Annotated in this window: 14 protein-coding genes and 1 pseudogene; 4 read left to right on the forward strand and 11 right to left on the reverse strand. The window is 33.8% G+C overall.

Features of this window, described 5'->3' with window-relative positions; genetic code table 11:
- Positions 1 to 16: 16 nt before the first annotated feature.
- From H2O64_RS21590 to H2O64_RS21635, 10 genes and pseudogenes are all read right to left on the reverse strand, one after another.
- Positions 17 to 193: pseudogene (locus H2O64_RS21590) on the reverse strand (single-stranded DNA-binding protein); the annotation flags it as partial.
- Entirely contained in the window at positions 178 to 1,662 is a 1,485-nt protein-coding gene (locus tag H2O64_RS21595; protein ID WP_187564321.1) for a recombinase family protein, read from the reverse strand. The gene H2O64_RS21595 and the pseudogene H2O64_RS21590, both read right to left, overlap by 16 nt.
- Before the next feature lie 69 nt (positions 1,663 to 1,731).
- Positions 1,732 to 4,773, reverse strand: a complete 3,042-nt coding sequence (locus tag H2O64_RS21600; protein WP_187564322.1) for a type IV secretory system conjugative DNA transfer family protein — start codon at positions 4,771 to 4,773, stop codon at positions 1,732 to 1,734.
- A gap of 3 nt (positions 4,774 to 4,776) precedes the next feature.
- Entirely contained in the window at positions 4,777 to 5,349 is a 573-nt protein-coding gene (locus H2O64_RS21605) for a hypothetical protein (RefSeq protein WP_187564323.1), read from the reverse strand.
- Between the two features lie 27 nt (positions 5,350 to 5,376).
- Positions 5,377 to 6,366: a hypothetical protein gene (locus tag H2O64_RS21610; RefSeq protein WP_187564324.1), complete on the reverse strand. Its 990-nt coding sequence runs from the start codon at positions 6,364 to 6,366 to the stop codon at positions 5,377 to 5,379.
- A complete protein-coding gene (locus H2O64_RS21615) occupies positions 6,363 to 7,295 on the reverse strand; it encodes a T9SS type A sorting domain-containing protein (protein WP_187564325.1) in 933 nt (310 codons plus the stop codon). The genes H2O64_RS21610 and H2O64_RS21615 overlap by 4 nt, the downstream gene beginning before the upstream one ends.
- Entirely contained in the window at positions 7,296 to 7,568 is a 273-nt protein-coding gene (locus H2O64_RS21620; protein ID WP_187564326.1) for a hypothetical protein, read from the reverse strand.
- Positions 7,565 to 11,599: an RHS repeat protein gene (locus H2O64_RS21625; RefSeq protein ID WP_187564327.1), complete on the reverse strand. Its 4,035-nt coding sequence runs from the start codon at positions 11,597 to 11,599 to the stop codon at positions 7,565 to 7,567. Before H2O64_RS21625 ends, H2O64_RS21620 begins: the two co-directional genes overlap by 4 nt.
- 151 nt (positions 11,600 to 11,750) lie before the next feature.
- The gene (locus H2O64_RS21630; protein ID WP_187564328.1) at positions 11,751 to 13,451 is read right to left on the reverse strand and encodes a tetratricopeptide repeat protein; all 1,701 of its coding nucleotides are present in this window, start codon (positions 13,449 to 13,451) and stop codon (positions 11,751 to 11,753) included.
- Positions 13,452 to 13,557: 106 nt separating this feature from the next.
- Complete coding sequence (locus H2O64_RS21635; protein WP_187564329.1) at positions 13,558 to 13,710, reverse strand: hypothetical protein; 153 nt, start codon at positions 13,708 to 13,710, stop codon at positions 13,558 to 13,560.
- A 245-nt stretch (positions 13,711 to 13,955) separates the two neighbouring features.
- Here H2O64_RS21635 and H2O64_RS21640 point away from each other — a divergent pair, with 245 nt between their 5' ends.
- On the forward strand, positions 13,956 to 15,158 hold the full coding sequence (locus H2O64_RS21640) for a hypothetical protein (protein WP_187564330.1): 1,203 nt from the start codon (positions 13,956 to 13,958) through the stop codon (positions 15,156 to 15,158).
- Positions 15,155 to 16,030: a FlgO family outer membrane protein gene (locus tag H2O64_RS21645; protein WP_187564331.1), complete on the forward strand. Its 876-nt coding sequence runs from the start codon at positions 15,155 to 15,157 to the stop codon at positions 16,028 to 16,030. Before H2O64_RS21640 ends, H2O64_RS21645 begins: the two co-directional genes overlap by 4 nt.
- On the opposite strand, the gene H2O64_RS21650 is transcribed toward H2O64_RS21645, so the two are convergent.
- Positions 16,027 to 16,245, reverse strand: a complete 219-nt coding sequence (locus tag H2O64_RS21650) for a helix-turn-helix domain-containing protein (RefSeq protein WP_262890655.1) — start codon at positions 16,243 to 16,245, stop codon at positions 16,027 to 16,029. The two genes, H2O64_RS21645 and H2O64_RS21650, sit on opposite strands and share 4 nt — an antisense overlap.
- A gap of 121 nt (positions 16,246 to 16,366) precedes the next feature.
- Here H2O64_RS21650 and H2O64_RS21655 point away from each other — a divergent pair, with 121 nt between their 5' ends.
- Together H2O64_RS21655 and H2O64_RS21660 are read left to right on the forward strand one after the other, a co-directional pair.
- Positions 16,367 to 18,520 carry a T9SS type A sorting domain-containing protein gene (locus tag H2O64_RS21655; protein ID WP_187564333.1) on the forward strand — a complete coding sequence of 718 codons (2,154 nt, stop codon included), beginning with the start codon at positions 16,367 to 16,369 and terminating at the stop codon, positions 18,518 to 18,520.
- Between the two features lie 349 nt (positions 18,521 to 18,869).
- A complete protein-coding gene (locus tag H2O64_RS21660; protein WP_187564334.1) occupies positions 18,870 to 22,478 on the forward strand; it encodes a hypothetical protein in 3,609 nt (1,202 codons plus the stop codon).
- The last annotated feature ends 18 nt before the right edge of the window (positions 22,479 to 22,496 follow it).

Genomic DNA, 22,496 nt, shown 5'->3' on the forward strand with positions numbered 1-22,496 from the left:
TGTAGATTTCCCAAATCTATCTCCCCAACATTAATAATTCATTCACGATAATTTCCGTAACGTACCGCTTTTCGCCTTCTTGTGTTTCATACGAACGGTTTGTTAGCTTTCCTTCGATCGCAATTTCTTTTCCTTTAAGCACATAATCTTCAACAATTTTCACAAGTGCACCACGAACTACGATATTGTGCCACTACGTTGACCATTTTGACTTAATTCCAAAGAAGATAGCGGAGCTATTTGCTTTAAGTTGAAGTTTATATTCTTGCCATCGAATTCAATTCGATTGACTACTGATTGTACGATGTATCGTTTCTCTGGACGATCAAGCGTATGCCATTTACTGTATAAATCTTTTGATTGATGTAACACTTCTGAGAAGGAATTCTTAGCATCTAACATTTCTTGGAGTTCTCTTTGCAAGGTTTGGATATTCAATTCTATTTGATCTTTCTGTTCTAATAGTTGCTCATAGTGTTTCTTGAATCCTTTTATCGGAATTTCTCCTTCAATGTTAAGCGTTAGCAATCGATCCATTTTCTCATCAATCTTTTTTGCATTGTTTTCCGCAAATTCAATTTCATCTTTTTTCAATTGAATTTCTTCGTTACTTGATTGAGAATATTTGTTCACTTCTTCTTCGGAAATGATAAATTGTTCAAGTCGTGTTTTAAATATTTCTTCTAGATCATCTTTATCAATTCTGACTTTACATTGTACACAGGTATACTTATTTGTTTTTCGTGTTAACGACATTTTGTGATCGTTATGACAATATAAATAACTTGTAAATAAATGGACTTTTTGATTGAGGGGTTTTGTTTGTTTATTCTTTGCTTCTTGTTCTCGTAAAATGGCATTACATGATTCCCATAATTCCTCAGAAACAATAGCTGGACATGGATCAAATATCCATTCGGATTTAGGCTTTAATCCACTTGGGTTTTCTGAAGTACGTTTTCCTGTGTAATTTGATCTACGAATACCTTTCGCATCAGAGTTTTTTATTAATCGAGTAACCGTAATATCTGACCACTTTTTATTCTTTCGAGTTCGATACCCACGTTCATTGAGTATGCGAGCAACAACACTTCTTCGTTTGTGTTCAAGAAATAGTTCGTAAATAAGTTTTCTTACGGGTGCTTCCTCTTCGTTAATCACGATGAATGCGTTTTCAAGTTTATACCCATGCGATACATTACCACCTACAAACTTTCCCATTTCTCGCCTCGTTTCAATAGAAGCCATCATACGCTCCAAATTGTTTTCTCGTTCCCATTGTCCCATCGCTCCAATCATGGTGTAGAATAATCTTCCACTTGCCGTTGACGTATCAATATGTTCTCCCAAGGAAACCATATTGGCTTCATACTTCTGAAAATAATTTGAGTAGTGAATTAACTCCTGAGTATTACGAGCCAATCGTGCAAGCTTGCTGAAGATAAGCGTTTGAATAGTTCCGTTTCTTATATCTTCAAGCATTCGCTGAGTTTCGCTATGGTTGAGTGTGGACTTTCCTGAGATACTTGGAAGTATGTACACCTTCGTTACGTTCCATCCTTTTGATTCGGCGTATTTTCGCCCTCTGTTTTCGTGTATTTCGGGGCTTTCTTGATTCTTTGTGTCAATAATGCTGACACGTACATATATACCTACGTTCATATTATCGTTATTTTACGTTTACATCAATTTACAAAGACTCCGAAACGAATCCAAGGGAATATTTTGTTTTTATTTTTTCTTGGAAAGAAGCTTCACAATCTGTTCTCTAATACTTTTTCCATCAGTTGATGGTGCGGCATTTACTTCAGTTGTGATTCTAAATCCTTTGATTACTTCCTGTCTTGGTTGCGTATTCACATCAATACCATCAAGTACCTCAGCAATCCTATCAGGCTGGATAAATAATACGTGTGAAAAATCTTTTACAGAGAGCTTTTGCTTTGCCAATGCTTCAATCTTATCCAAGTGATGTTTATTCTTTGAAATCATAACCACAGGAAGATATCCATTGTTTAGACATTTTTTGATGTTCTTCACTTCATATTGAGGCGTATTGGTTATGGATATTTCAAAAGCAATTCGTACCGCACCTTTTTCTAAGGTAATATCAATTCTTCCGCCTTCTTTTGTTTCTTTTTCAATGGTTGAAATAAAGTTACGCTCCTGTCCTATTTTTTTGATGAGATTTTGTAAATAGCTATGATCTCTATTTCGCATTGAAACCTCTTCGTCTTCTATTAATTTCTTTTTTTCTGCTTCAGAAATACTTGTTCTCGTTATATCATTGCGATCATTCTCATCATCTTTTATTACTGTGGTTTGTTCCTTAGTCACTTGCGGTTGTGAACCCTCTTTAACCTCTTCTTTTTGAGTCTTTGTTACAACTTTGTCTTTGTGATTAGATCCTTTTTTAGGAAGCAGACGTTCTAATAGTTCGTCAATCTCTTTTCTTGGTTTACCATACGTTTTTTGAGAATGCTCAATGATTGATTGGCGAATGATATTGGATATATCACTCGTCTCTGATAGTCTTTCAGTAGCAAGATTACAATCATGTTGTGAACTGCCAATACGTATAATGGCTTGTCCGATTCCTAAGCTTTGAAGATCTGATGCTTCAAAAGAAGAAAAACCATTTTCTAATTGTTTCGCATCACGATCACCCAATCGAAAACAGATTCTCACATAGGGATTAGAGATAACCGAATTGAGTATTTTAGGATCGTCAATTTGCGCTAGTTCTTGATGTGCTAATATTAATCCCAAGCCATATTTTCTCGCTCCACTTAATATCGATGTAATTGATTTGGTCATGAAGTTTTGAAACTCGTCAAGATAGATGTAATACGGATGCCTTTGTTCTTTTGAAAGCTGTTGCCTGCCTTGTGCTACTTGGTTGAACTTAGAAAGGAATAACGAACCTAAGAGATAGCTGTTATCTTCTCCAATAAGTCCTTGTGATAGTTTGATAAGGACTATCTTTTTTTGTTCAATGCAGGCTTTAAAATCAACGCCTTGTTTTTGAGCAAACATGTAGCGAATAATCTTTGGACGCAGGAACGTATCAATACGAGTAAGCAATGGTGCAATGCCTTTTCTCACAAATTGGTATTCGTTATTCCAATAATAGTGAATTGATGGATCGTCAACATGCTCTAAAAAATCTCTTCTAAAATTATCTTCAAGTAAAAATCGTTTTAATTCAATGAGCGTTCCTCCATGAGAACTTTCCAGGAATGTATTAACCGCTTGAGAAAGTACTGCACTCATATTATCGCCCCATGAGGTTGCGTAACGTTTGAAAGCAGAAACTAAATCAGAACTCAAGACCATTTTCTCCGCCTCAGTCGTTGCGTGCAGTAAATTGAATCCTATCGGAAAATCAAAATTTGATGGATCAATGAGGATCACATCATCTTTTCGGTGTTCAGGAACTCTAAGTAAAATATCTTCAATAATATCTCCGTGCGGATCAAAAAGACAACAGCCATTTCCGTGCTTCATGTCTTCAATCATCATGTTAGCAATGAGTGTCGATTTACCAACTCCTGTTGAACCAATAATATGTGTGTGGCGTAATCGTGCTTGGTCATTTAGTCCAACAATATTTGATTCTCCATGATGATGATTAACTCCAAGAATATATTTTCCATTAATATATTCCTGTGGAACTCGCTTGGTCATTCCTCCTTGAATACCAAGTTTTGAAGAAACCACTGTCTTATTCGGATAGTGAACAAAGGTGCTTAACTCTTTACTATTGAGAATCATCCCAAATCGGTTACTTATTCTATCTAATAAGTTATATTTATGAAAATCATAGTCGTATCCCTCATTGGAGATTGGAATCAAGCTGTTGAAATTGGAACGAGACACGCTAGAAATATTTCGAGCAAACTCACTTGCTAGGTACTGACTTCGATGGTCATCAGCTCCTTGACTCGCAATACGCATGACGGCACTAAACAATGGTTGTGACACTTTTTCTTTTGCACAGCTTACCATTTCAGGACTATCAGAAAAAAATGATCCTCCACTTCCATCACTTACCGCATAGGGAATGTCATGTGACCACGGAGCGGTTACTCCTTTAAATATTATTTGAAAGACAACAACGTCATTTGTTTTCAGTGTGTCTAAGCTAGCAATGATTGACGTTAAAGGGTCAATACTGAATGATTGAGATATTTGAATTGGACGAACAAATTCATTCTGTAATCCAAAGTCACATATTGCGATAGTTTGGGTATCATCAAATCCAAGGTTATTAGTATCAATGGGTTTGAGTATTACAAGAGGAAAATATGCTTTGAGTTGAGATTCGATGCGAACCATATCATTAATACTACTTACAATTTGAATGCTGATACTGTCGTAAGTACCAATTATTTCAAATGAAATGTTATGCTCACTAAATGAAAGCATATTGAGAAATTCAGTAGTAATGGCTGATGATATGTCGTAACCTTTGGGAAATGATACTGAAATTCCACACAGATTAGGAACTTCATCTACCGACAGAAAGTTGGCTTCAATGATAACCTCCTTTGTTTGTTTCTTTTGTTTTGGTGTATCAAAAATACTTACTATCTGATTAAATAGAGAAGGAATTTCACCATCGTCAATATATTCATCATGTGAAAGATTAGCATGATGAAAAGGGAGATATCGCGGTTCTATATGAACGGGAGTGCCAAAGAGGTAGTAACCACGACCTTGATACTCCCATTGATAGAAATTAAGGGTTGCTTGTTCGCTTAAAGACAGCATTCACTAGCGTTTGAATATGTTGTTGAGTACCGGTTGCTTTTCAAGTTCGGTTAAGGCACGTACTCCTTTTTCATTCAAAATGTCTTTAATTATTTTTTGAACGGTTGCGTTTGCGTAGGTCATAAACATGGAAGCCGTATCTATTTTGTAATAGGTTTTTGGGTATAGCTTGTCAGCTAAAAAATTACCCACAAACGGAATACGTTTTATGAGTCTATTTGCCAAAGAGTCTTTAGTTAATAACCACCATGAGATAAAGAAGCCTGTTCCAAAAGGAGATGCACATATATCATATTCATACTCTTTCCACATAACTCTTAAATACTTTCTTTGTCCTGATGTCAATCCACCAATGTTACGATAAATATAGGTTGTAGAAATGCCTTGAATTTCTTTAGATAACAACTCTTTTTTTACCTTGTCGTAAAAATCTTCTGATGAGTATTTGAAGCCGTCAATGAGCGTACTCCAATTGGAATGATATTCTCTTATGGCTTTTCCAAAAATGAGTCGGAAAATTCCAATGATTATGAGTATAAAGAGAATATTCTGTAATAGGTATATTATTGAAAACATAAGGCTACTGTAGTTTTTAGTTATTTTTTATTGCACACTAAATGTTCGTATTTCTCCAACATTGGTAGCTCCATCTTCATCGGTGACATATATCAACCATTGGTAGTCTGAGCCAGATGAGAGATTACCAAGTGTATATTGTATGTTGTTGCTTTCTTGGAGTAAAACTAAACTTGTTCCTATTTCAGAAGCATATACTCTATATATAAGATTTGAGTTGCTGGTTTCAAGGTCACTTCCTATCCATGAAAGTGTTATTGAGTTTCCATTAATGACAGCTTCATCTTGAGGACTTAGGTATTGAAGTTGTGGAATTGAATTCACTACACCATTTCCTTGTGTATACAAACTTCGCACTTCGCTGAAAGAACTTTCTTGTCCATCAAAAGCTTCTACTTTCCAATACAGAGCCGTTCCTTGTGGTAAATTTAAAGTGTAATTATTATTCCCAAATGTATTATATATATCAGGTGAATCATCAAATTGTGGGGATGTATCGATGTGTAATTTATATGTTACCGCATCTCCTTGTGGATCATTCACATTATTCCATTGAAAAGTAAGATAACTGTTTGAACATTCTGTTTCATTAATTGGAAAAATGAGCATGGGTTCAAATGGTGGATCGTTGTAACCATCTAAATAAAATGACCATGTTTGACTGTAATTACTCATGTTATCATTACTGTCAATGGTTCGGACTTTCCAATAGTACGTTTGATTTGGGTAAAAATATGCCGTTGTACTGTTTGTGGTTGTAAAATGATGATACGGATTATTGAAATTTGGATCTGTGTCACTATACCAACGATAGCCTACAATATCATCATCTGGATCGGTTGCGTTTGTCCACTCAAAAAACACTTCTTGATCTTCGTATTGTTGTAAAACTGTTGAATTATTACTTGGTAATATTAAGCTTGGTGGATTCGGCGCAACGTTATTGTTTTCTATTTCATCATCAGTACATGAAGACACAAATATTGCAATTACGAATATGTATAACAATTTTCTCATTGCTTGATAATTTTGAACGTTTGGTTATTAACCGAAGGGATTTTAACAATGTATACGCCCGATGGAAGTGATTCGATATTAATGTTAGTTTTTCCGTCTTGAATGGTTGGTGTAAAGTTTCCAACTTGTTTTCCATTGATATCAAAGAGCTGAATGTTGATATCGTTTTCTTTGTATGAAGCAGGCATTGAAAAGAATAGCATTTTTTTTGTTGGATTCGGATACAGCGTAATTATCTCAGATACGTTTAATATTTCTGTATATTTTCCTTCACAGGCTTTTGAGGATGTTATTTCTAAAACATCTCCATGTTTCCCTTCAAAGTTAAAACTTGAATCACTGGTTGTACCAATAACTTCTCCGTTGATTGTTATCGTATATGGAGTTGTTCCGTGAATGAAATCTATATGAAAACTATTGCCGTTGTTTGCTATTCTATTCACAATTTCTAAAGGCTCTGGTTCGTCAATGTTGAGAATAAAGGTTTTTTGAAATATAGTTTCAGGAATATCTTGAATCATTATGTAGAGATAGTATTCTCCGCCATCTAAATTATCAAACTGCAATTCCCAGTTATTTATAGCTTGCGAAGTGATTGTCTGCGCTACATTGCTATCGCTATTTACCAAGCGAGCTACGTATACATTTTTTCTTAACGCTTCAATAATGACACTTCCGTCGTTTGAATTGATACAGCTTAAACCAATAGCATTTACCGTAAAGTTGTTGTACGGGAGTTCAACATCTACTGTTCTACCTAAACGATTACCTAAATTATCATAGCTATATTCATAAACGATTCCGCTATAAAAAACAACCTTTACCAAACGGTTGAGGTTGTCATATTCGTATACTCTTTGCTCTTCGTGAACTTGTGCGAAGAGTGTGATTGGGATGAGAAATAGTAGTATTTGTATTATATTTTTCATTTAATTCATTTTTAATTGATGTAGTTTTTTAGCAACAATATTTAACTGCTCAGCAGTAGATGAAATACCTCCTAATTCTTTTTTTTCTATTTTCTTCAATAGTCTAATAATTTTAGATTCACTTTCCTTTTTGTTAATTAGTTTTATTAATAAACTTAAATACCTGTCATACTCATCTTCAGCAGTAGAAATATAAGTAGCATTAAGTGGGTCCCAATCGTTATTTAATATATTTCTAACACAAGAAATGATATGATTTTCCTTATTATTCATAATTTATTTAAGATATTTAATATTTCAGGTTTAAACATTGAGCGTGGATATGTAGTAATAAGCTCCCCAAATGAATCTAATACAACTGCTGCTTTTTCAGTTAGGTACAAAAACCGTTTACCCCCGCTTTGTTCTAATACTAATAATGGATAGCTAATGGTATCATTTATCAAATCATTTGAAACATTTCTAGATACTGTTTGTTTAATACCATGACCAGAAAAACTAGATAAACTAATATTCGGTTTATTTACTACAGTTCCTAATTTTCCGAAATTCATCCCTAACAATGACGAGCTTTTTAATGAGGTTGATAAAACAGTAGCTCCAGTTCTAGATGCTTTATAAGTCCTATACAAGTTTTTCGCTCCTGATATAACTCCAACTCCTGAAGCCCCAACAACAGCATCAATCCCTGCCTGTTTCCAAGAATAATCTTGCCCTGTTAAAACTGAAAGACCATAACCTATACCAACATTTACAGCAGCTCCTGCCACATAATTCCAAAACTTACCATTACTATCTATCTTACTAATCGGATTGTTATCCGCATACGGATATAAATTCGTACTCCAAATAGGGTCTTGAGTTAAGAATCTTCCAATACTTGCATCATAATATCGTGCCCGAATGTAATAGAGACCTTTATCTCCATCGTCTTCAATGATACCATACTTCCCTAAAAATGTAAATGGATTGTTGTCAGGATTGTATCCAACGCTAAAACGCTTTACATTCCCAAAATCATCATAAACGTAGTCTCTGATTCGTTCTCCATCTTGATTGCTGACTACTACAACATTTCCACGTAAGTCTCCATGATAGTAACGAATAAAGCCAGTTGATGAGATACTTGCCTCCAAACCTAAACCATAGATATGATTACTGAGCACATTCGATCCACTAGCATTCGTTTCTTGGATAATATTTTGAGCTAAAATATCCCAAATATAACGTCGCGTTCCTAGATTGGACGTATGTGTCTTTGACACTCTATTTCCATAGGCATCATAAGTAAAGCTAAAATTTTCACTACTTGCTGATCGGCTGATAAGTTGGTCGTCTATGTTGTATGTATGTGTTGCATATCCATCAGAAATTAAATTTCCGTCATCATTGAATAAATATGATCCTTCTATGTGGTTATTTTCATTGTAACTGAAGTTTTGTTCGTTGGTATTAGGGCTAAAATGTAAGTGCTCATAGGTTACTTCATATTCAACATCTTGAAGAATAATATTTCCCCTGTTATCAATTTCAATAGCTTCTTTGTAAAGCGGATTGTTATTTATTCCTGTGTGATTTACTCCTGTTTTCCTGCCTGCTTCATCATAAAAAAAGTGAGTTCTCACTCCATTTCCATAAATAATGTCACTAATTAAATCATCGTTTCGATACTGATATTCTGCGATGGTTGTATTACTTCCATTGATTCTTGCTCGTACACGTATTAATCTATTTTTAGCATCGTAGGTATATCGTGCTTCTACCGATACGCCCGAACTTGAACTTGGATATACTATTTTGGTAATGTTTCCAACATCATCATAGTCATACGTTACCGTTTCATTGGTATCGTCATTTACGACTTCATCCAATCTATTTAATGGATCATAATCGAAATTATATCGAATATCATTTGTTGCAATGCTTTTGATTAAGTCTTTTCTTTTTCCTGTGCCATAATAATCAATATCAGTAATCGTTCCTACATCATTGAGTTTTCCATCACTTAGATAATCATATTCTATTTGTATTCCGCTTGGCTTGATATATTTATCCAAAGTTCCATCATCATTATAGATATATTGTTTTACTAATGAACCGAAGGTTTCACTTGTTAGCTGATCTTTATCATTATAAGTAAAACCTGTTTCAATGTTATTGGCATTAATGATAGAAACCATGTTGTCGTTTGCATCATAATCAAAACTTGTCGTAAGTCCGCCAATATTGGTATGGCTTAATAGATTATCATTAGCATCGTAGCTATATGATGAAGTCTGCCCGTTGATCGTTTTTGACAACATTCTATTTACGCCATCATAGGTAAATGATGATGTTAGATTTTCTGGAGCCGTAATGGTAGAAACCGCACCATCGTTTTCATAGGTATAGTTAACCGTGATTCCTTCTTGGTTGGTAATAGCGGTTAATTGTCCATAAGTATCGTACGTTAAGTACACATAGTGTCCTAAGGCATCTTCAATTGAAGTGAGATTACTGTTATTGTCATAATTGAAGTACGTATTATTTCCGTTTGCATCTTCATAACGTATAAGATTGTTGTCATTGTCATACCAAAAATCTTCATCCGTAATGCCTTCTTTTTGTATTTCCGTTACATTTCCTCTATCGTCATATTCATAATCGATATCTAAACCGTTAAGGTCAACATTGGTTGGTAATAAGGGAGTTAAACTTGATGAAGCAGAAGGATACGTAATGTCTAAATCGTTTACATTATCTTGAAACTGGGTAATCATTCCATCTCCATTGAATTCATAGTGATAGTTTTGATTTCCTCCATTCGGCATTGGCATTAAAACATTCGCCGTAATAGGATTGGTAACTCCATAATTAAAGATAACATTGATGTCTACGGGATCGTTGCCATTTATAGTATATTGTTTAAGTTTTCCGTCTTCATCTACATCGTATTCAGCTTCAATAGTATTGTTTCTTGGGAGTCTTACTTTTTTTAGTAAAAATCGTTTATATTGATGTTGTTCAACAATACCTTCATCATTGGTTAGATAGTAATACCTTGTTCTTTGATCTTTGGCATCATAAAAGTTTTTTAAACGCTCTTCATTGTATGTAAATCGTATAACTCTTCCTATGGGATCAGTTATGTAATCAATATAATCGGTATTGTTATGGTAGAAGAAATTCAGGCGTTTACCCGAAGGCGCTTCAACGTATTCAATACGCTCAAGATCATCTTCTTCCGCTGATTCATACCCAATTATAATTTTATTATCATTCTTATCTTTAATCTCTACCAAATAGAAAATGTCTAAATCGTTATCAATCTTTTCAAAAGTGTAGCGTGTTTGATCTTTAGTTTTTATACTCAAGATAATATCACCCGTACCGTAAGTGAAATTATCATAAACCCCTTTTGTCACATATTCCAAATCGGTATCATTCCAAATATGAATTGTCCCATCTGACCAAATAATATAGAAATAATCAATTCCATCTTGTCCTACATTATTTTCTCTAATGACATAAGAGTTATACGTGTGTGTCCAACCACGACTTAAGGGCTTTATGGGAAAATACGATTCGGGAAGTTCTACCATTTGTGTACTATAGTAGTGCGAGAAGTTTAAATTTAATTTTCTATCGGGAATCACAAAACTATTTTTAGCGTAGTGACTAAATACACCTTGTTCTAAACCGCGAGCCATCCCAAGGTTTTGAGGTGTATAATTATTTGGCATGAAATAATTATTTGGATTTAAAAGTGTTGAATTTGAAACTGGATGAAAGTTTGAATTCATTACCCGTGAGATAATGGTTTGCATTTCATTGAACGTTATCCCATAATCTCCATTGAAATTGCTTCCAAATAAACCATCAAGAAAGTTTCTATCGTCAGCTTCATTTATGTAACCGAAGTAAGGATTACTTTGGCTGATATCGTTAAAAGGAACTGAACCTGTATCGTCTGGCTGAATATCCCACGCTTCCATGATGACTGCTAGTGCTTCATATCTACTTACCGTTCCTGTTGGAAGAAAATAACCATTAGAAGAAAGGTGGCTAAGAACCGTTATTCCGTCATTATAATCAAGGTAGCTTAATACACGTATTTTCTTATCTATTGTTGGATTAGAACTGTACAGATCAAGATATGGAACAGGATAATTGATTGAAGGGTAATCAATAGGATTATTATAATCATAAACTCGGTCATATACATAAGTTGCTAATCCCCAACGAGGAACACAGTTATTTGTACATTGCGAATAAATATGTTGTGAACAGAGTAAAAGAAAAAAGAGGAGTAATTTTTTGTACATATTGATACACTTTTTAAGGTTTACATGTGCTCAATACTAATGAAAACTCTTTATAAAAAAGTACGGTTTTAACCTTTAGTGATGAATAATTTCAAAAGGTATCCCTTTTCGGATACCTTTTGTTTTACTTGCATATCAACCTGTGAAGAAATCATATTCTATTTTTGAATTCCCTTAGTTTTTTAGCATAAAGATTTACTAAAAAATATTTATCAACATCTTGTTTCCCCTCTATTTCAAAAATTTTATGTAATAAAAGTGCATTTCTTTTTTTGGTAGCTCCGAGGGTAATTTTTAATCTGTCTGCGATTTGTTGATTGGTAAATCTATTTGCTTTAAGAACCCAATACTCTAATAGTTTTTTGCTAATATTATATGTATCACTTAGGTGTTGATGGTATTGAAATAGATTATCATCATTTGAAGTTGCTTGTTCTTGTGTTTGTTCTAATAATTGATGTTCGGTTTTCTTTAATTCTGATTTAGATTCTTTTAGATTTTTTCCTTGTTTCACCTTCCTAATTATCAAGAAAATTAAAAAGATCGTTAAAGACACCATACTAATTGCCAAAACTGCAATGTAACGTTTGCCCTTTTTAGTTGTCACTTTAAGTGACGTTATCTGTTTATCTTTTGCATCTACTTCAAATTCAACAATTGCAAATCTATTTTCTTGTATTCGATCAACCTTATCCAAACTGTCTCGAACGAAGATGTATCGATCCAACAATTTTTTATACTTGACCTCATCGTATAAATGCAAAAGGAGTTCTTGAGATTTTAAATAATCTCTGTAGTTATGGGTGTCATGGGCTAATTGTCCAGCTTTTTCAGCATAGTCTCTTGCTTTTATAAAATTTTCTTTTTCTTTATGATATTCCGCTAGATGAATGTAGCTGATAACCATTCCAGAAAAAGCTTTTTTATCTTCTCTAATTTTCAATGCCTCCATAAAGTCAGGAAGTACTTCTAATTGTGGATTCTCTTTGAATCGAGCATGAGCAAGATTATCAATGACAACGGCTTTAAACCATACATGTTTAGCTTGAGATATAATAGAATCATTTGATAGTATCTCTTTAAAATATTCTTCTGCTTTGGCATAGTCACCACTATCTTTGTATACTTTTCCGATGTTATTTAATGAGTGTAAATAATAAATTCGCTTATCAAATCGCTCACGTATCTCCGCAGATTTTTGATGATATTCAAGTGCTTTGTTCCAATTTTTATACTGGTTGAATATAATACCAAGATTATTATATACTGAAGCAATTCTTCTTTCTGCTTTGATTGGTACTAAATACTTTAGTGCATCAACAGAAGCTGTTTCACTTCCTTTGTAGTCGTGTACATTTTTTTTAACAATAGCAATATTCAGCTTCATCTTTCCTGCGCCTAAGGAATCTTTGAGTGCATCATATATTTTATAACTGCTATAATAGTATTTATATACACTATCAAGATTGTTGGTAATTACTTTATGATAGTACGCTCCATAGTCAAAGTTCTTAGCAATTGCCAGAGAATCTGAAAGGCTTCTCGCTATTGGTAAGTGTTCCGCTCTAAACACATTAAATTGTTTCCAGTCTTCATTTCTATAACTAAAGAGGACACATTGTTGTAGCACTCTATTTTTCAGAGAATCATTCTGAAGCTTTTTTGTTAACGAGTATGCTTCTTTGCTTAGATTGTAACGAATGGAATCACTGATACTCTTATTATCTATTTTTTCAAGAAGTGAAATGATCGTGTTATATGAGTCATCAATGTTAGAAATATTTGATTGGGCATAAATAGAAAGTGAAAGAAAAATCAATACGAGAGATAAGATTATACGAAAATTATTCATACTTAGTAAGTAGATTAGTATTTCAAATATAAATAATTATTGTAACTTTAGTTGTTAAAAAAGACAAACCCCTAACGTGTAGGGATTTGCTTTTTGAGATAACGTATTAGTTATCTTCATCAGGTTTAGCTGGATCGTCAACTTCGTCTCCTGTATTTTGCTCTACAGGAATTTCGATGTGATCGTCATCCAAAGAACAAGATGTGGTCATTCCAATTCCTAAGAACATAAGAATGATTAGGCTTATTTTTTTTGCCATGATATACATCTTTTTAGATGCCCTGATCCGAATCGTTTGGCTCGCCACCAATTTTGGACTTATTAGAAAGACGAGACCTTGTGCACAAGTGTATTTCGCTTTGAAGTACAGGACAAATTTGTTTAAAAAATGTCTTGGATTTGGTTTATTTCCGTGAATATCAAATAGAAATATAATGGAAATAAGCAATGACTGTTACTATGAAAAGATTTGATTTCCATAGTATTTCCAAATAAATATCAGTAATGGAACTAGAAACCTTAAAAAAAATAATTGGACTCGTTTTTAAAAAAGGAAAAGAAGATTTTCCCGAGGCAACTAATAAGACTCAGTTAGCAGATAAGATTGTAGCAAGTAAGCCTATTAATAATTTCTTAACCGCCAAATCGCTTCTAAATTATTTTAACTACTTCTTTTTTAATATTGGTAAAACTCCCAAACCTAATGAAGACAATCGTGATATTTTATTAGCGTATATAAATTTCCAGTCATACAAGCAATTCATCAATAATGCTCCTGCAATTGATTATGAAGTAGATGTTCCTTATGTAATAAAAAATAATGATGATTTAGCAGAACATAATCTTGACGACAACATAAAACTTGATGAACCGTTAGAGGCGAAATCATCTCAACCACTTTATTATTTTGGAATCTTTGGCTTGATAACATTAGTCGTAATATTTGTTTTATCTATTATAGGAATGAATAATACATCTTCTTCTCCAATTACCATACACGCTAAAAACTTCATCGTAAATGACACGAATAGAATATTCCCTGATAAGAATACTGATTTTTTTAAAGATAATACTGCCAAAGTCTGGTATACACATTACAATGGAGAAACTGAATTTTATAATACTTATGGTATTCATCCTGTTACCCAAGAACCATTACAACCAGTTACGGAGAGAATCGTAAAAACATATTTAGTAGACAGAAAAGAAGTAAGTCATGTTCCTTTGGAAAAAGAAGTGAAAACAGATATAAAAACTCCAGATGATCTTTTTAATCCATCGGTTATCAATATTCCTAACAGTAAAGAATTAAGCCTGTTTGTATTTGATTCTATTCAAAATGTCGATGCCTCAATGACAAATTATCTCAAACAGCAATTATCTACAAACTACAATATTACTTCAAATCTTATATTGCCAAATATGTTAAATGAAGATGTAATTAAAAATTTACTATCGGGTAATATTAAATTTTTAGGAGCTAAAATTAATAGACATACTGACTATGTATGTATAGGTAAGGTACGATATTCTTTCAGACAAAATAAAATTCTTAAAGATAAGATTACTTGTGAACTTCATCTTGAGTATTCTATTTTATCAACGGATACTGGACAAGTAATTGATTCATATTCTCAGATGTTTATGGGTAATGGATCATCAAAAACAAACGCACAAACTAATACTTTAAAAAAGATCAATTTATGAAAACAAAAATCGCAATCATATTCATCTACTTTTTTACGAGCTTCCATGTTATCCAAGCACAGGAAACTGAGTATGATAAACAGATGGAACAACTAGCTAAAAAAACAGCTCTCAAGGCAAAAGAAACAAAAAAACTTAACATCGCTGTTTGGTTTTTCCATACGACTCGTGGGAAGAAAAATGAACTTGGTGATTACATTGGACGAGATTTTTCAATTCACTTTACCAATGCAAGTAAAGGATTCAATGTGATTGATAGAGACCATATTGAACAACTTTCCGAAGAGCACAAATGGAATGAAGAAGGTTTTATTAATCCGCAAACCGCTAAACAAGTTGGTATGATTACCTCTGCTGATGCAATAGTTACTGGAACAGTTGATTATGGTTTACATAAACTTCGTATTCGAATAAAAATTATTGATGTAGAAACAGGGAGACAGCTTTCAGCGATGATTAGCAATGTAAGTCTTGATGAAAACATGAAATTAATTTTAGACCAAACAAATTTTGAAACAAAAAATAAAACAACGAAAAATTACCGAATTGATAAAAATGAAGTAGAAAATAATCAAAAAACTACTGATAAAAATTGTGAAGAATTAAAAACAGGAGATTACTATTTTAAAAATGCATCTCAAATAAAATATTATATAAGTTTAAAAAAAGAAGGAAAAAGAATAGCCTCATACAGTATCCTTCCAACTGAGTATGCCAATATTATAGACATGCCTGTTGGCAAGTATGATTATGTATTAGCTGATAATCCATTTATGAGTGTAAATAATAATTACAGACAAGGGAGTTTTAGAATTGAAAAATGTAAATCCTTCACGTTTGTAATCAAACATTTTATTGTTAGGAGAAATTAAAATAACTCTCTCAGCTCAACACCCAATCCTTTTGCAATCTTATACAAGGTTTTTATCGTAGGACTCGTCCGAGCCATTTCAAGTCGTTGAACGGCGTTTTCTTCCATGCCCGACTTAACTGCTAAATCAAGTTGGGTCATGTTTTGTTCCTTTCTCAGTTCGCGTATACGCTTACCGATATTGAGAATTAGTTCCGCTAGTTCTGTGTCCTTCAAACAATGAAATGTTAAGTTATTTTGTAAAATAGGAGTATTGAGCGATTATTTACCCAACAAAATTGTTGGGTAAATGTTTTTTTACTATGTTTGTTAAACGTGTAATCTAAATCTGAACATTATGAAGAAACTTTTACTCCTTTTTTGCACCTTTTTGTTTTGCTCTTTAACCTTTTCCCAAGAACTACCAATTGACTTTTCCGATCCGCTACACCAATTTATCAATGACCCCATTGCTAGTCCAGCCCAGTTCAATTTAATTACTGATCCAAATGACTCAAACAATGATGTAGCGGAAATCATTAACAATGGAGGAAATTTTAGTAAATACGAATTACGCTTAACGACACTCATTGATGTAAGTGATCCTAATAACAATACCATCACTCTTGATTACTATAATATTACCAATGAGTCAGTTCAGGTATTTTTTGTTCTCGATAGTGAGCAGTTTGGAGGATATCCAATTGGCATAGTAGCCAATACAACAGGCGTTATTGGATGGGAAACACTTTCTTTTGATTTTGATAATGCCTTGAATCTATCTCCTCATGATGCTGAACCCGTGGTGCTCAGTAAGTATGGAAAAATCTCTCTATACATCTATAATAACTTCCCTCTTATAACAAGTTGTTACATTGATAATATTCAAGGAGCACAAAGTGGTGGTGCATATCGTGAGTTTGATGGCGATGCACTCCTTACGTCACAACAAGAGATAAATGATTTCGGAGCAATGGGATATTCTAAAGTAAATGGTTCGCTTCGTATCGTTCCACAAGTGGCCGGAACGAGCACAGACATTAATGATCTATCACCTTTGAGTTCTTTGCATACCATTGGCATAGAAAGTGAGAATGATCTTTTTGAAATTACTGACAATGATAATCTTACATCTTTACAAGGTTTGCAGAATGTTAAGAGCCTATTTGCTTCTACAAGAATTAAGGACAATGCATCACTACAATCATTATCAGCTTTAGGAAATATGGAAGTATTTTTTGCAACGCCAAATCTTGTTGGTGATCTTACGATTGACAACAATGATATGCTTTCCAATCTTGATGGATTTCATAATATCTTAATTACATGTGACGTTAATATCCTCAACAACGATAGCCTGTTAACCATTGCTAACTTGAGTCTCGATGGTTCAGAAGTCCTTATTGAAAATAATTCATCCTTAGTATCATTAGAAAATCTTGACTCTGACGATGATATTTTTAAGCTTACGATTAGAAACAATGACAATTTAACGACCTTTACGAATATAACCATTCCGCAAATTAAAAGAGTCCTTACCATTGATGATAATGATGCACTAACAAACTTATTGGGATTAGAAAATATATCCATTGGAGTATTTTTACCCACAGGAGAGATTAACATTATGAACAATGATAATCTTCAAACTCTTAATGGACTGAATACTGATCTATCTCTTATTGCTTCTGTTGTTTTGGATAACAACATCTCCTTAACTGATATTAACTTACTTAATAACTTTACCCAGAACACTCTTACTATTAAAGATAATGATATGCTCGCTTCACTTTCTGCTCTATCAAACTATACAGGAGGAATTTTAACTATTGATGGTAATGCTTTACTCAATGACCTTACAGGATTACAGAACTATACCAACTCTCCTCAATTGAATATTTATAACACCAACTTAACATCCCTTTCGGGTATAGGTACCATTCTTGAATTTGGCAACTCACTTCGTATTGAGAACAATTCCAATTTAACAACACTATCTGCCCTTAGTTCAGTTGAGTCAATAGGGTTCAGTGGTGCTCCTATTACTAATTTTAATATCATTAATAACAACTTGTTGACATCGTTAGAAGGATTTGAGTCACTGACCAACATTGAAGCCGATATACGATTTACAGGAAATGCACTTCTTGAAGATTTTTGTGCAATTGAAACGGCTATTAATAACGGACTGACTAGAGCATATTTTGTTACAAGCAACTTATACAATCCAACAGTTTCAGATTTCAATAATGGAATGTGTAGCTTATTAGGAGTTGATGAATTTGATGTATCAACGATCAAAATATTTCCAAATCCCGTTCACAACTTCTTATCTATTGAAACAAGTGTTCAGATAATAAATGCTGAATTATTTAATCTTCAAGGGCAAAAAACATCATGCAACTACAAGAATAGTCTTATTTCTGTAAGTCATTTATCCCCTAATATGTATATCTTGAAATTGACTGATAGCGAAAATCGAGTATCTACTTTTAAGATAATTAAAGAATAAATAAGCTAGTATTTCTTGAATACTACAATCTCAAATAATGTTCACACAAAAGCAGTGCACTAGATAAAGGGGCAATTTCCCTTTAAATATGGGGGAAATTAATACAATAAAATGTAATTATAATTCTTTTATTTGCTATTAAGGTATACAATATGATCAAAATTCAACGCTTATTGCAAAAACACGACGCTTATACAATATTTTTTTAATCTGTAAGTTTTTTACATATCTTTATGAAAGATTATAAATAATCTAATCTAAAATAACCCACCTAATACATAGCCTAAAGCACAAGTTAAATCCCCATTTGACTAAGACAACTATTGTTTAATTTTTAAATTATTATCACATGGCAGAAACCGATTTTGTCCCTTTAGAAAAAAGAGCTAAAGGTAAATCCAATGTATTTAAGTTTGTAACACTTAGGAATCCTGAAACCGCAAGCCCAGATGAGGCGAGCAAACAATTTATTCATCATCCTGATATTAGTGCAAGTGTTTTTGTTCCCGAAGGAAATGATCCGCAGAAGAAAATAGATTATGATGATCTTTCAAAAGTAGCTGACACCTTCAGTCCTATTGATTCTGTTGAAAAGGTTAAGGCGGTTAATTTAGGATTATATAATTTCGCTGATTGGCTATTTAGAAATAGGAATGTCGTAGATACTAAAGTTGCCACTCAAATAGAATCCTTAAAGGTTCTTACAGCTGAAGAAACAATCGAAATATGGGACAATATTTTCTATTACATTATTGAAAACAAATCTCCATACATCAGAGAAGCACTTTTAATGTTGTTGGTTACCGATAATTTTGTAAAAAACTATACCAAATTAGTAGAAACGGATACTGATGTTAAGGCATTAGCCAATGCAAGTGTTGTTATTCCTAAACTAATATTGTCGCGACCAAAAAAGTCAACAGATGAATCAATATATGAAGTTGAAAGAACGACAGCATATAATACCGTTGATGAAGATGCTATTCTACAAAAATTGTCTCAATACCAGTACGCCATAGAAGAATTACAACGAGTAAATAGAATATATACCCAAGAATTAAGTAGTGCAGAAATAAAAGCCACCGAAGCAGGTAAGTCTCCTGATAAGTTGGAAGCTTCTGAATTAAAAGGTGTCTCTATTTCAACAATAAGTGAAGATACATTACAAGAACAAATTGGAAATCCTTTAGATAAAGATAGTTTAGCAAAAATTGTATCACCAGAGACCATTACTATTGTTGAGGAATTAAAGCTATCATCTTTAAAAAATCCTGAAAAAGCTATTGCTAGTATAGAAAAAGAAATGGTTAAGGCTAGCACCACTATTTTTGAAAACAAAAAGCTGACAAAAAAGATCGTTTCAACAGGAAGCAGTCTTATAGAATTACGTGAAGATACAGGAAGTACTACAGGATTCAACAAAGGTTGTTTTCCTACTATCGTGGATCAAGTGGGTATTTTTGCCAGTGCAATAAGTAGCGCAACTGATCCGACAATGGCAAGTAATTTTATTCGTTCTACAGCTTCAGGTATTGGAAATTCAGGAGGAGCTTCACAAGAAGTAATGGCGGACTATGGTTCAATGAGTTTTACCATTAGTAAAGTTCCTCGTGGAGCTGGTTATTACGTAGGCTTATCACCGCAAAACACAAATGCACATATAAATAGTATAAAATATGCAATAAGAGTTAGTTCTCGATTTAACAGTACAACATCAGCAACTAACACCATTGCTCAAGCTTATATTAATGGAGTTTCTACAGGAGATTTTATTACTGTAAAAAGTGGTGACCAGTTAAAGATTGCTCGAGTTGATACTGCTGATGGAACAAAAATTGTTTTTAATCGTTATCGCCCATCGACAGGATTATTATCGTTGATTCATAAAGCTGACGATAGTTCCCCAACATCTGAATTAGAGCCTTTATTGCTAGATTTTGCTTTTACAAGAGCAGACGAAGCCTTCCACTCTATATATTTTGATCCATGTGGCGGTTCTACTGATGACGGAGACGGAGGTACTGAATCATCATGTTCGGGAGTGAAAAACTTAGGTGTTTCAGATTATATGCGTGTTGAACAAGAGATTTGTTGCTACACACCTGGAGAAGTTTCTCATATTGAAAATATTCTACAAGGAGAATACAAAGAGCGTTCTACAAGAAGACTCAGGCGACAAGAAACAACCACAACATTTGAAACCGAAAATACGACAGAAAAGCTTCGTGATACGACAACTACGGATCGCTACGAAATGGAACAAGAAACATCTTCGGTCATACAACAAGATACTGCTTTTGACATCGGCGTAACAGCTACCTCACAATTAGGTCCTGTAAACTTGACAGTAGATTCAGGATTTGCAACCGCAACATCAACTGTAGATGCAAATGCTCAAGCAGTTTCGTATGCAAAGGAAATAAGTAGCAGAGCACTTGATCGAGTGGTTAATAGAGTTCGTGAAGAGCGAATTACCAAAGTCATTGAAGAGTTTGAAGAAAACAATATTCATGGTTTAGATAATACCAACAATACTACGGGTCACGTAACAGGAATTTATCGTTGGGTTGATAAGATATATAAGAACCAAGTGGTCAATTATGGAAAACGTATGACCTATGAGTTTATGATTCCTGAACCTGCAAAGTTTCATTTATGGGCAATGGCACAGGAAGAAAATAATGTGAGCATCGAAAAACCAGAAGACCCAAGAGAACATGGTCTTCCAAATCATTCAGCATTAACCTTAACAGGAAGTTCAAGTTATGAGCATTGGGCAGCAGCGTATGATGCTAAAGTAAGTCCACCTCCTGCATTGTATAAAGAAGTAGGGAAAGCTTTTAATAAAGAAGGAGCATCCGCTTCAGAATTTGGATTTCATGGAAGTTCTAACAATGAACTGACCATTCCAGACGGCTATGTTGCGTATCATGCAAGTATGACTTTTAACTGGTTCATGAGATATCATGACGATTACTGGTTATCGTTTTCTATTGGAAACAGAAACACCTCAGAAGGATGGGATGAGTTTGTGGCAAATAGTTATAATACAACAATTAATGGAAATTTTTATCTCAGTGACATAGAAGGCGCTTTACCGATATCTTATGACATGAATCATGTGTACTCATTTCATGCCAATGTAGTGATAAAGTGTGAGCGTAAGCCTGAACTTATGGAACAATGGCGCATTGATACCTTTGCCAAAATTATGGAAGCATATCAGCAGAAAAGAGCAGAATATGAAAATGCAGTAGCGGAAGCCAAAGCACAAGCCTCACTTGGAATACAGATTCAAGGAAACAATCCTTTGTATAATAGAATGACTGAGAAAGAAGAGCTTAAAAAAAGTTGTTTGAATTGGTTAGAAGTTAGCGTTGGCAATAGCTATTATGGAACGACAAGTCCATGTGAAGACGTTACTAACATGCCACAAATGCAAACCAGTGAAGCATTGGCTTGTTATGCTCAAAAAGCTAAATTCTTTGAGCAAGCATTTGATTGGGATATTATGACCTATCTATTCTATCCATATTTTTGGGGACAAAAATGTAATTGGAAAGAAATTTATAAGTTAGATGACAACGATCATATTTTTAGAGGATTCTTGCAGGCAGGGATGTCTCGTGTGGTAGTTCCTGTAAAACCAAACTATGAAAGAGCTGTTATATATTATATGGAAACAGGCGAAATATGGAATGGCGGAGAAGTTCCAGTGCCTGGTGATCCATTATATGAATCAGTGTTATCAAGCTTAGAAGAACAAGAGCCTACACCAGTCGGAGATTCTTGGGAAACACGCGTACCAACCTCATTGAACATCTTACAAAAAGATTCGGGAGCAATCGCAGGTGACGGATTACCATGTAATTGTAATGATTATACTGGAGAAGGAACTGGAGGTAGTACACTAATTGGTAATCCTGAAGGTGGAATTAGTAAGTTTCAAGTATCGTAAACCACAATAAAATAATAA

It is taken from the genome of Kordia aestuariivivens, from assembly GCF_014397005.1.
GTDB classification, from domain to species: Bacteria; Bacteroidota; Bacteroidia; order Flavobacteriales; family Flavobacteriaceae; genus Kordia; species Kordia aestuariivivens.